Source organism: Clostridium moutaii (assembly GCF_041205085.1).
Classification (GTDB): domain Bacteria; phylum Bacillota; class Clostridia; order Clostridiales; family Clostridiaceae; genus Clostridium_B; species Clostridium_B moutaii.
In genome coordinates this window covers 101,633-113,619 of the sequence record NZ_JBGEWD010000001.1, presented here as the reverse complement: position 1 = coordinate 113,619, position 11,987 = coordinate 101,633, and the positions used below count along the sequence as shown (strand labels likewise).

The 11,987-nt window shown below is 34.2% G+C and carries 16 protein-coding genes; 14 read left to right on the top strand and 2 right to left on the bottom strand.

Annotated features, from left to right (window positions below; all coding sequences use genetic code 11):
* Positions 1-57 precede the first annotated feature (57 nt).
* The gene (dut, locus tag AB8U03_RS00685; RefSeq protein WP_369702622.1) at positions 58-489 is read left to right on the top strand and encodes a dUTP diphosphatase; all 432 of its coding nucleotides are present in this window, start codon (positions 58-60) and stop codon (positions 487-489) included.
* 99 nt (positions 490-588) lie between these two features.
* Here the strand turns inward: dut and AB8U03_RS00680 are convergent, their stop codons facing one another.
* Together AB8U03_RS00680 and AB8U03_RS00675 are read right to left on the bottom strand one after the other, a co-directional pair.
* Positions 589-1,341 (bottom strand): adenosylcobinamide amidohydrolase, encoded by a 753-nt coding sequence (locus AB8U03_RS00680; RefSeq protein ID WP_369702621.1) that lies wholly within the window; start codon positions 1,339-1,341, stop codon positions 589-591.
* A complete protein-coding gene (locus AB8U03_RS00675) occupies positions 1,328-2,065 on the bottom strand; it encodes an MBL fold metallo-hydrolase (RefSeq protein WP_369702620.1) in 738 nt (245 codons plus the stop codon). Before AB8U03_RS00675 ends, AB8U03_RS00680 begins: the two co-directional genes overlap by 14 nt.
* Before the next feature lie 235 nt (positions 2,066-2,300).
* On the opposite strand from AB8U03_RS00675, the gene AB8U03_RS00670 reads away from it, so the two are divergent.
* The 13 genes from AB8U03_RS00670 to fliI all read left to right on the top strand — a co-directional run bounded on the left by AB8U03_RS00670 (position 2,301) and on the right by fliI (position 11,972).
* Positions 2,301-2,672 (top strand): VOC family protein, encoded by a 372-nt coding sequence (locus AB8U03_RS00670; protein WP_369702619.1) that lies wholly within the window; start codon positions 2,301-2,303, stop codon positions 2,670-2,672.
* Between the two features lie 177 nt (positions 2,673-2,849).
* Positions 2,850-3,185: a single-stranded DNA-binding protein gene (locus AB8U03_RS00665; protein WP_369702618.1), complete on the top strand. Its 336-nt coding sequence runs from the start codon at positions 2,850-2,852 to the stop codon at positions 3,183-3,185.
* A 133-nt stretch (positions 3,186-3,318) separates the two neighbouring features.
* Entirely contained in the window at positions 3,319-3,660 is a 342-nt protein-coding gene (locus AB8U03_RS00660; protein WP_369702617.1) for a hypothetical protein, read from the top strand.
* A 319-nt stretch (positions 3,661-3,979) separates the two neighbouring features.
* Positions 3,980-4,114: a cell wall-binding repeat-containing protein gene (locus AB8U03_RS00655; RefSeq protein WP_369702998.1), complete on the top strand. Its 135-nt coding sequence runs from the start codon at positions 3,980-3,982 to the stop codon at positions 4,112-4,114.
* 70 nt (positions 4,115-4,184) lie between these two features.
* Positions 4,185-4,658, top strand: a complete 474-nt coding sequence (locus tag AB8U03_RS00650) for an Ig-like domain-containing protein (protein ID WP_369702616.1) — start codon at positions 4,185-4,187, stop codon at positions 4,656-4,658.
* A 48-nt stretch (positions 4,659-4,706) separates the two neighbouring features.
* Positions 4,707-5,564 carry a flagellin N-terminal helical domain-containing protein gene (locus AB8U03_RS00645; RefSeq protein ID WP_369702615.1) on the top strand — a complete coding sequence of 286 codons (858 nt, stop codon included), beginning with the start codon at positions 4,707-4,709 and terminating at the stop codon, positions 5,562-5,564.
* 454 nt (positions 5,565-6,018) lie between these two features.
* Positions 6,019-6,420: a flagellar basal body rod protein FlgB gene (gene flgB / locus AB8U03_RS00640; protein ID WP_369702614.1), complete on the top strand. Its 402-nt coding sequence runs from the start codon at positions 6,019-6,021 to the stop codon at positions 6,418-6,420.
* A gap of 11 nt (positions 6,421-6,431) precedes the next feature.
* Positions 6,432-6,863, top strand: a complete 432-nt coding sequence (flgC, locus tag AB8U03_RS00635; protein ID WP_369702613.1) for a flagellar basal body rod protein FlgC — start codon at positions 6,432-6,434, stop codon at positions 6,861-6,863.
* Between the two features lie 17 nt (positions 6,864-6,880).
* The gene (gene fliE / locus AB8U03_RS00630) at positions 6,881-7,264 is read left to right on the top strand and encodes a flagellar hook-basal body complex protein FliE (RefSeq protein ID WP_369702612.1); all 384 of its coding nucleotides are present in this window, start codon (positions 6,881-6,883) and stop codon (positions 7,262-7,264) included.
* A gap of 15 nt (positions 7,265-7,279) precedes the next feature.
* Positions 7,280-8,860 (top strand): flagellar basal-body MS-ring/collar protein FliF, encoded by a 1,581-nt coding sequence (gene fliF / locus AB8U03_RS00625; protein ID WP_369702611.1) that lies wholly within the window; start codon positions 7,280-7,282, stop codon positions 8,858-8,860.
* A 5-nt stretch (positions 8,861-8,865) separates the two neighbouring features.
* Positions 8,866-9,882 carry a flagellar motor switch protein FliG gene (fliG, locus tag AB8U03_RS00620; RefSeq protein ID WP_369702610.1) on the top strand — a complete coding sequence of 339 codons (1,017 nt, stop codon included), beginning with the start codon at positions 8,866-8,868 and terminating at the stop codon, positions 9,880-9,882.
* Positions 9,866-10,633 carry a FliH/SctL family protein gene (locus AB8U03_RS00615; RefSeq protein WP_369702609.1) on the top strand — a complete coding sequence of 256 codons (768 nt, stop codon included), beginning with the start codon at positions 9,866-9,868 and terminating at the stop codon, positions 10,631-10,633. Before fliG ends, AB8U03_RS00615 begins: the two co-directional genes overlap by 17 nt.
* 31 nt (positions 10,634-10,664) lie before the next feature.
* A complete protein-coding gene (fliI, locus tag AB8U03_RS00610; RefSeq protein WP_369702608.1) occupies positions 10,665-11,972 on the top strand; it encodes a flagellar protein export ATPase FliI in 1,308 nt (435 codons plus the stop codon).
* Positions 11,973-11,987: the final 15 nt, after the last annotated feature.

Genomic DNA, 11,987 nt, shown 5'->3' with positions numbered 1-11,987 from the left:
TTGGTGGTATTTTATTAGTAGAATTGGAACTATATAAAAAAAGATGAGGTATGACTTATGAAATTATTGGTAAAGAAAATTAATGAAGAAGCAAAAATTCCATTTTATGCTCATAGTGGGGATGCGGGACTTGACTTGTTTTCAGTGGAAGAAACACTTATAAGATCTATGGAAAGAAAGCTTGTATCTACTGGAATAAAAATTCAACTTCCTGCAAATACGGAAGCTCAGGTTAGGCCAAGAAGTGGACTTGCCTTAAAATATGGCATTACCCTTTTGAATTCACCGGGAACTGTAGATGAAGGCTACAGGGGTGAAATAAAAGTACTTATGATAAATTTTGGTGAGAAACCATTTTTAGTGGAAAAGGGCATGAAAATTGCTCAAATGGTTGTAAAACCTGTAGAGCAGGTTTGTATAGAAGAGGTAGATGAATTAAGTGATACGGAAAGAGGCCAAAAGGGGTTCGGATCTACGGGAATGGAATAGAAAAGTTGAAAGAATAAATATCAAATGAGGATGATTTTCGGTACTAACCGAAAATCTACCAAATTTGAATTCTGATATCTGAACTTTGAGCTTTAAATTCTATATCCACTGTGTTTTACCCCAGGAGATTATTTCGGATAAAGAGTCCCTTAAAGATTTTAAAACTACATTGGCCACCATTTCACCAATTAAAACGTGTTTCCCACAATAATCTATATTTTCACCTGTGCCTGTGAAAACCACACAGGAGTCTGTCCCTGTTCCAGTAGCGGTCTTTTTGCTTACAGAACTTAATATGTTGAAATCCTGCATTATGCAAGTTTTTGCTTCTGTAATAATCATAATGGCTTCTACCATGGCTGCCCTGGATAATTTGGCATTTGTACCTAAAATTATATTTATAGTGCCGGGCTTGGGACTGTAGGAGTTAAAACTTTTCCAGTCAGCAGCATCTCCTGCTCTTCGTGCATTGGATATTCCCATAGTAATAAAACTCTGTACAATTACATTGTCATGAACTGCTGAACAGGTTCTAAAAGATTTCATGTTAGCTGCAGTCATCATTCCCACAGATTTGCCATGCCATTTTTTGGATTTTATATATTCTTTAATGGTAACTTTCGGAGGAAGAAATGTTTTATGGCTGTCTGCATCTTTATTTTGACGAACTTTCATATTTACTATATTGCTGGCCTCAGTAAAACCGCCATTTAATATAGCAGAACTCAATATTTCCACTGGTCTTGAAAATTCAATGTGTACATGATCTTCAGTTACTTCTAACTTGGCATCATTTAAGTCTAAGTTTTTATTAAGATCTATCATTTTTGCATCCTTTCTACGTAAAATCAAATGTCTGTCCTCTATGATTTATAATAAGGCATTTTGAGGAAGAATGTTTTGTAAGTTCTGCAAAGTTTTTGGTTATATAGCTATTGTCCCAAAAATGCATTGGTATGAAAAACACAGGGTGAATTTCATTTATAAAATATTCTCCTCCTAAAGAGTAGTATTCCTCCAGCCTTGGATCCACAGGGAAAAATGCAAAATCTATATTTTCTCCCTTTATCTTTTTTATCTCCCTTTTAAAATTTTTCTCAGCGGATTTTTGCTCTTCCCTTGAATCCTCTTTCCAGTACCATAAGTTTAGATCTCCAGCGTGAAATATAGTAATCCCATCTACTTTTATTAGAAATGAAATTCCTATGTCTGTGGAGCCATAAGCTTTTATATATACATTGTTTGAATTTAAGCTTTCATAAGGAGATAATTTGTGATAATTTTCAGGAGGATTTTTAATCTTTATGTCGCTGCTCAAGATATAATTTACATCAGGATTTACCTCCTGCCATTTTAGTATAACCGGGTTAAAATGATCAGGATGTCTATGAGAGCATAAAACCAATACATTTTTTTTATTTTTTATAAGGTCCTTTGAAATAAGGCCATTTTCTAAAGTGTGTTTGCAGGAATCAAAGGAGTCCTTATAGTAGTCAAATATTAAAAAATGTGATGAGGTCTCTATGGCAAAGCCGCTGTGGTACAGATAATGAATTTTAATTTTATAGTTATTCATGTATTTCACCTACCTTATAATTTTAAATTATTTTTATTATATCATAAGGAAAAACAATTTTTACAATTTAGTTAACATATGTGAGAATATAGGATATAATTGTGTAAAGTGATTCTTAGATTCAGGTGGGATTTGATCATATGTTTGTCACAATTTTACAAAGCTGGGCTGGGTATTGGTTATGATAGCAATGGGATAAAGAACTTGAATTGCAAATATGAAAGGATGATGGATTATGAAATTTGTATTTGACCACAACAATATAAATGTATTAAATTTGGATAAGAGTATAGAATTTTATAAAAAGGCTCTCGGCTTTAAAGAAGTTAAAAGAAAGGAAGCAGATGATAAAAGTTTTACACTGGTTTTTATGGGAGATGGAGTAAAAGATTATAAGATAGAACTTACCTGGCTTAAGGATAGAAGGGAGCCTTATAATCTAGGAGACAACGAAATTCACATGGCTGTTAGGACGGATGATTTAAAAGCTGCACATGAGTATCATAAAAAAATGGGATGTATATGTTATGAAAATAAAAAGATGGGTCTTTACTTTATAGCTGATCCTGACGGTTACTGGACTGAAATTTTACCCATTGAATCTTAGAAGAATTCATTCAGGGATGTAGAATTGTTTATCATCCCCCATTTTGAAGAAGCTGGGGATGATGTAAATGGTAGTTATGAAATAAAATATAAAAAAGTTATTGAAAATAAGAGTTTACATTGAATAAGACCTTTTTCCGGGGACATAATTACAGAAAAAACTAACAGGGAGGTAAAGGTGTTGAATAGTGTTACTCTTATTGGAAGGTTGACTAAAGATGCAGAAATTATTAAGATGGAGAATAATGTTAGAGGCGTAATCAAGTTTACTTTAGCTGTTAACAAAGATTTTCTAAACAGCAGCGGGGAGAGAGAAGCGGATTTTATTTCAATTTCCTATTGGACCAACAGGGGAGACAAATTGTATCCATATCTGAAAAAAGGCAGACTCCTGGGCGTAAATGGCAAAATAAGCACTAAAAGCTATGTAAAGGATGGAGTCAAAAAGTTTTCCACTATTGTTGATGCAGATAAAATTCAATTTTTAGAATATAAAGAGGAATCTTTAGCTTGATTTTAAATTATGTTCATAAACAAGGTGAAACTTGAATAAGTTTCACCTTTGACATTATATTGGCTTAATTGGTAAAATATAAAATAAGATAAGCTGTCTAATAAAGTGTAATTTAAGAAGGGGTGGGATCTTTATGGCAAGTGACAAGTCAGAAAAAATACTTATTGATAAAAATTGTATAGATATGTTGATTTCAGGATTAAAAAATATAAAAATAAGTACTAGAGAAAAGTCTACAAGAAAAGAAGTGGAGAGAATATTAAATTTTTTACAAGAAGAACTTAATAGAAATAATATTTCTCTCAAGGAGAGAATATTTGAAAAGATGAAGGAAACCAAAAGTACAGATCCGAGTATGAATGCTAACTTATATATATTATATCGTAATTTAGACAGCGGACAAATAAGCGAGGAACAAGCATTGGAATTGTTTAGAATGTATGTAAAAATAGAGCCGTATGACAGAACTATATGATATATATGATTTATTAAAGAGCTGTTAATTATATGTATTGGCGTTTAAAATAGAGTTGTATAAATAATTAATGTGTATTAAAGTTTTTCCTAAAGCATTCTATAGGGACCTCCGATAATAAAATTAGAAATATGTTTATTTTGGAAATAACGATAAGGAAATCCAGAAGGGAGAATGTAAATATACATGAAAGACATTAAATTTTTTAATGCACTTAAAGGTAAAAAATTATAGATGGCAGGTATATTAGCAGCTTTTATAGTAAGTTTTAGTTTTACTGAAGTACATGCACAGGTTCAGACGGACAGATACATGATACATAGGTACAGACAGATATGAAACTGCAGCTAAAGTCTGTGAGGATGGCTGGAAGGAATCAAGTGATTATGTGGTACTAGTAAATGGTGAAAACTTTCCAGATGTACTGTCTGCAGCTCCGCTACGGTATATGTAGCTTCTGATAAAGATTTTCCAGATTCATTGGTAGCCTCTCTGCGGTTGCTGCTCAAACAGCTTCTCCTATAGTGTTTGTAGATGATTATGTACCAAATACGACTTATAATTTTTTGAAATCTGAAATTGTAAGCAATATGAAAATACTTGGAGGCAGTGCAGCTGTAAATTATAATCTTGAAAGTACATTAAAATCAATTCCTCTATCTGTATCCTATGTTAATAACTTTACAGATACCATATGGCAAAATGATAAATATGTTCCAAGAGCCACTGTACTCGTAATTTCTGATACAGGTGTTGTAAAAGATGTGCCTGTAAGTTGGAATTTGTCCAAAGTAAACACGTCAAATCCGGGTAAATTTATTTTGTATGGTAAAATAGACGTAAGTGACAAGCAAGTTACAGCCACATTAATTGTGAAACCCATACCCATTAAAATTGATGATATTTCCAAGCAAATATCCAGTGGAAGCAATTATTCTCTCCCAGGTACTGTAGAGAAGTATAATAAAAAAGTGAAATTTATGTTGACAGTTATATAAGAAATTTTATACAGGACAATTAATGTAAATAAGAGGAGTGGTATTTTTATGAGAATAAGCTATAATATGCCGGCCTTGACCATGAATTTACTTCAAAGTCAGGCTTTAAACAGGCAAAGTGGAAATTCACTTAGAATATCCAGTGGATATAAACTAAATAGTGCAAAAGATAATCCAAGTGCAATGGTACAAAGTCAGAATATAAAATTGCAGATAGGTGGCCTTCAATCTGCAGCCAGGAATGTTCAAGATGGTGTGAGTATGCTGCAGACTGCAGAAGGCGGGCTTCAGGAAATTACCAGCATGATTCAGAGGGTAAGACAGCTTACACTACAAGCTGGAAGTGGGACAACTACTGAATCGGATAGAAATGTAATACAGAATGAAATAGATCAGATGTTGGATGGAATAAGTACTATGTCAGATCAGACAGAATTCAACGGACTAAAATTATTAGGTCAGGTAAGTCCGGACAAAACCTTAAGTATGCCTATAGGAGCCAATGCAGGGGAAAGTGCCGATATACCGCAGCTTGATCTGACCAATGGTGCCGATAGCGCAATTTCAGATTTATATTCCATTAAGAGTGGAAATGGAAAAGATATATTGAACGGAAATACAGACGATGCATTAGGTGCAATAGATAAAACTCTAGACAAGATTGTCTCTTTTAGAAGCAAATATGGTGCACTGGAGAACAGATTTGAAACCAATTATTACAATATGCAGGATTTAACCAATCAAATGACTGATGCCGACAGTAATTTAAGCGATGCGGATATGGCAGAAGAAATAACTAATTATTCAAAAGAAGATATAATTGTACAGGCATCTAATGCTATGATTGCTCAGGCTAATAAACTTCCTCAGGATGTACTGAAAATATTGGAAAATGTGAGAGTGTGATTTTTCACAACAAGGGACTTGCTTAAAAGTAGATATATTCTACTTTTAAGCAAGTCCCTTGTTGTTTTTTGCTGAAAACAAAATAAACAAATTCCTATATAAAATAACGTAAATATAACATGAGTATAACATAAGTAGTAGAAAATAAAGAAATATAGAATAGTATATACATGGTGCATAATATTAACGGTAAAAAGGAGAAATATTCTAAATATTCTTGCGAAAATTGTATTATAATATCGTAAATTTTGATAATTAATAAAAATTTATATTAATTAGAAAAAATTTCATATAATTATAGCATTAACATATAATTTTGTGATAATATAGGTTATGTTAAAAAATAATTTTAATTAAAAATAAAATAAGATTAAATAAATTTTCTTTGTAGAAAATTTACCAATAGCTATAAAAGTAAATACATAAAATAATATAGAAAGGAGAAAACGATAAATTGAATATATCTCAGTTACCGAATGATGAATTAGTATACAATTTATTACAAAAGGGGTTGGATGCATCCCAAGCAAGAAGCAGTGCCACGGCTGATAATATAGCTAATATAAATACTGCGGGATATAAGAGGAAATATGTTACTTTTGAAGAATCCCTAAAAAAAAGTATGGATGATTTGGAACTTAAAACAGATAATGAAAAACATATGAAGATAGGCAGTGATTATGGTGCCGTAGATGTGAAAACGGATAATAGCACGAGTATGAGGGAAGATGGAAACAATGTGGATATTGATAATGAAATGGTAAATCAGTCAGCTAATGCCCTCATGTACAATGCACTTGTAACCCAGATAAATAGTAGATTGTCTATGAAACAATATGTAATAGATGGGAAATAGGGGGATGGAGTATGATTCAAGCTTTTAATACTTTAAGAATAAGTGCCAGTGGCCTTTCGGCAGAAAGGCTCAGAATGGATACTATAGCCTCTAATATGGCTAATGCAGAAACTACAAGAGGGGCTAATGGACAGCCATATAGAAGAAAAGTGGCGGTGTTTCAGGAAAACCTGAATAATGAGCTGAATAAAAATGGACAATATGAACAGGTGCCCATGGGTGTGAAGGCTGTAGGTGTGGTTGAGGATTCTTCTCCATTTAAAAGAGTATATGATCCTACTAACCCGGATGCAGATGCAAATGGATATGTGTCCATGCCTAATGTAAACATATTAAATGAAATGTCAGACATGATGGTGGCTACCAGGTCCTATGAAGCAGATGTAAGTGCCATTGATGCAGAAAAAAGCATGTTTTCAAAAGCCTTGGAAATAGGGAAATAAAGGGAGGAACAATACGTATGAAGATAAATGAATATGTACCTGACAGCAGCATATTTGATTTTAATAAATCTGCACAGGGCAGTAACGTAAGCGGCAGTAATATAATTGACAATAATCTAAATAATACCATATCAAATGATGACAGCATAAATGGTAATGTAGATCAAAGCAGCAATAACATATCTGATTTTGCATCCATGCTGAAAAATAAATTGGATGAAGTAAACAGTCAGCAGGTACAGGCAGACAACAGCACTGAAGGACTTGTAAAAGGTGATAGAACAGATATACATAATGTTATGCTGGATACAGAACAGGCTAAGATGTCACTGGAACTCGCAGTGCAGATTAGAAATAAACTTGTAGATGCATATCAGGAATTGAATAGAACACAGTTATAGAAGGAGTGCTAATTGATGGGTAAGCTATCACGACTTTTTAAAAATTTAATAGGTAAGTGGAAAGAACTAGGCAAAAATAAAAAGATAGCTTTTGGAGTTATAGCTGTAGGGATTGTAGCAGCAATTATATTTGGAGGAGTATCTCTTGGAAAGACAAAATATGCAGTCCTTTTTTCAAATATGAACGATACCGATTCAGCAGCAGTGTATAAAAAACTTCAAGCTGACAAAGTAGATGTTAAAGTACAGGGAAATTCAATTTTGGTACCTAAAGATGAAGTGGATAGTGATAGGATGAAGGTGCTTTCAGAAGTGCAGTTAACCAATGGAAGTCAGGGATTTGAATTATTTGATAAAAGCAATTTGGGCACTACGGATGCTGAGATTAAAATAAATTATCAGAGAGCACTTCAGGGAGAATTGGAAAGAACTATAAAATCTCTTCCAGAGGTGGAAGATGCCAGAGTACATCTTGTACTTCCAGATGATACTGAATTTGTAAAAGACACTCAGCCGGGAAGTGCTTCTGTAACTTTAAAATTAAAGCCGGGACAGCAATTAAGCCAGGATCAGGTAAAAGCATTGGTGGCGCTTATATCCGGAGGCGTAAAAAATATACCTAAACAAAATGTACAAGTTATAGATGACAAACTGAATTTGCTATCCCAGAATTTATATCAAAGTACAGACAGTACTGCAGATAGTACTGTACCTGCTGAAAAACAGCAGCAGCTTCAACAGCAATATGAAAAAGATATGGAGCAAAGGCTTTTAAGTATGTTGGAGGCTGTATATGGTAAAGGTAAAGTTCAGGTAAGAGTGAATGCTGATCTGGATTTTGATGCAGTACAACAGGATTCTACAACTTATGATCCCAAAAATGTGGTGGTAAGCGAGCATACGGTAAACAGTACAAATACTGGAGGTACAAATAATGCAAGCAGCAGCCCTGTTGACAATAATATGAGTAATACCACTACTACTACCGGAAATAATGGTAATTCTACCGACAATGAGGTTACGAGAAATTATGATGTATCCAAAGTAGAGCAAAAAACCGTAAAGGCACCGGGAAGTGTAAAAAGGCTTACTACTTCCATAGCATTGGATGGAAATGTGGATAATGCTACTAGCACTTCTATAAGAAACCTTGCAGTTTCTGCTATAGGCTATGATGCCAATAGAGGAGATACTATAAGTGTAGAGGGTATACCTTTTGATACAACGGCCCAAGATAATGCAAAGAAAGATATGGATGCCATGCAAAAAGCAGAACAACAGGCACAGAGAAACAAGTTATTTGCCATTATAGGAGGTATTGCAGCAGCAGTAATTGCTGTTATAGTTGGAGTGATACTTTGGAGAAGAAAACATGAGGAAGATGAATTGTTTGATGACGAAATTGAGTCTCAGGGTATAGATGAAGTTGTAGGTGATAGTACACAGATTAGAGAAAAACCTAAATTTAGTCCTGTAGAGCTTGAAACAGAAAATGAAGATACTCATGTGGAAAATGAAATAAAGAAATATGCTAAAAATAAACCTGAGCAGGTTGCAGACATAATAAAATCATGGTTAGCAGAAGATGAGAGGTGATAAGAATGGCTAGAGACAATCAGAAATTAACTGGAGTACAGAAGGCTGCCATATTATTTATAACTCTTGGACCAGAAGCAGCTGCCGGGATAATTAAAAAATTGCCAGAAGCTGAAATACAAAAGATAACTTATGAAATAGCCAATATCAGTTCGGTAAAATCGGATCAAAAAAAGGAAATACTTCAGGAATTCATGCAAATGAATAAGGCAAAGGATTATTTACTGGAAGGTGGCATAGAGTATGCTCGAAATCTTTTGTCAAAGGCTCTTGGAAGCCAAAGGGCTGTTGAAATATTGGATAAGGTTACAGAAGCAACCCAGCAATTTAGACCATTTGCCATAGCTAGAAAGGCGGATGCTCATCAGCTTTTAAATATAATATCAGATGAACATCCCCAGACTATAGCTCTTATACTTTGTTATCTTCAACCAGATAAAGCTGGGCAGATACTTTCATCACTTCCTGAAAGTGTACAAGCTGAAGTGTCCTATAGAATTGCAACAATGAGTACTACTTCCCATATGGTGGTGAAGGAGATAGAAAAAGTTCTTGATGATAAGTTGTCTTCTGTAGTGAAGTCTGATATGAAGGTAATTGGCGGTGTTCAGACTATCGTAGACATATTGAATCAAGTGGATAGAACTACTGAGAAAAATATTACAGAAGGATTGGAAAAAGAAGATGCGGAACTGGCAGAAAAGGTCAGAGAATCTATGTTTGTATTTGAAGATATTGTTACATTGGATGATGTATCCATTCAAAGGGTGCTCAGAGAAGTGGATTCAAAAGATCTTTCCCTTGCACTTAAAGGATGCTCTGAAGAGGTGGCTGAATCCATATTTAGAAATCAATCCAAGAGAGCTTCTTCAGCATTAAAGGAAGATATAGAATTCTTAGGGCCTGTTAGACTTATGGATGTAGAAAAAGCCCAGCAGGGCATTGTAAATATTATAAGAAGACTGGATGAATCAGGAGAAATAGTTATGGCAAGAGGTGGAGAAGATGCTATCATCGTATAAAATCATAAAAGGTGACAGCATAAATGAAAGTGGCACCCAAAATATAGTCACGGTATTTAAAAAACATTCTCCTCAAAAAAGTAAAAACAGCAGCAATTCATCCATGAGTGATTATGAGAATTTAATACAAACCATGATGGAAGGTGCTGCAAAAGAAAGAGAAAAGATACTTTCCAAAGCCAATATTGAAGCTAAGGAAATTCAAGAAAAAGCATATAATAGCGCAAATAAAAAGGGTTATGAAGACGGAATAAAAAGTGGACATGATGAAGGCTTCAAAAAGGCCTATGATGAAGGATATGTGAAAAATATAGAAAAGGCCAAAATTGAGGGTGAAGATATAAAAAATAAGGCGGATGCTATTTTAAAAGCTTCTGTGGAGGAAAGAAACAGGTATCTTTTGGAAGAGGAAGATGAAATTAAAAAATTTATAATAAATGCCGTGGAAAATATTTTAAAACGGGAAATTAAAGATAAAAGTAGTTTGAACAATATGGTATTTAATGCACTCTCCCAGGTCAAAAATTCTAAAACTTTTATTATAAAGAGCAGAAAAAAATATTGTGATGAGTTTAGAGAACAAGCTAACATATGGAAGCAACAATTACCTTTTAAAGGAGATATATTTATAATACCCGATGAAACTATAGAAGAAGGCAATGTGATTATAGAAAGAGATAATGGAAAGGTTATTTTATCCGTGGATATAGCTATAAAAAAGTTAAAGGATATATTTAAGGACGTAAAATAATGGATTCCCCCATTATAAAGGTGATGATTTGATGATAAACTTAAACTTTCGGGAGTTAAATAGAAAAATAGGTGAGGCTAATTTTACATATCAGGAGGGAACTGTGAAAAAAGTCATAGGACTTACTATAGAAGTTCAAGGAATAAAGGCTTTTATAGGAGAGGTATGTACTATATATAATGAGGAAAATCATAAAATTACCTGCGAAGCTGTTGGATTTAAGGAAAATGATGTTATACTGATGCCTCTTGGGGAACTTACTGGAATTTCTCCAGGCTGCAGGGTGGTACCTGAAAGAAGACATTTAAATGTGGAATGTTCAGAGGAATTGTTTGGAAAGGTTTTGGATGGCCTTGGCAATCCCCTTGAAGGAGAGCCAATATGTGATGGCAGCTTTTATGAATTGGATGCAGAACCGCCGAATCCATTGAAGAGAAAGAGAATTAGTCATGCCATTTCTACGGGTATACGAGCCATAGACGGTTTTTTAACCTGTGGAGAAGGACAGAGAATTGGCATATTTGCAGGAAGTGGAGTAGGAAAAAGTACAACGCTTGGTATGATTGCAAGATATGCGGAAGCAGATGTAAATGTAATAGCCCTTATAGGTGAAAGAGGAAGAGAAGTAAGAGATTTTATAGAAAAGGATCTGGGAGAAGAGGGATTGAAAAAATCCATTATAGTATGTGCTACTTCTGACAAACCTGCACTGGTTAGGTTAAAGGGTGCCTTTACGGCTACGGCTATCGCAGAATATTTTAGAGATAAAGGTAAAAAAGTCATACTTATGATGGATTCTGTTACCAGGTTTGCCATGGCTCAAAGAGAAATAGGACTTGCTGTTGGAGAGCCTCCGGCAACAAAAGGATATACTCCTTCCGTATTTGCAAAACTTCCAAGGCTTATGGAGAGAGCAGGGATGTCAGATAAGGGCTCTATAACTGCTTTTTATACGGTCCTTGTAGACGGAGATGATTTAAATGAGCCCATTGCAGATGCAGTCAGAAGCATATTGGATGGTCATATAGTATTATCCAGGACGTTGGCCAATAAAAATCACTATCCAGCTATAGATATATTGGCCAGTATAAGCAGGCTTATGCCTGAAGTAACTACAGAAGAGCACAGAAAAAGTGCTTCTTTTGCAAGAGATATGTTATCTACATATAGAAATTCGGAAGATTTAATAAATATAGGTGCCTATGTTGAGGGTAATAATAAAAATGTGGACATGGCAATAAAATATTATGACAATATAACTGATTATTTGAAACAAAAAATGGATGAACATTCTACCTTGCAGAATAGTGTAGATAGACTTAGAAATATGTTTAATTAGAACAAGAGAGGAGAA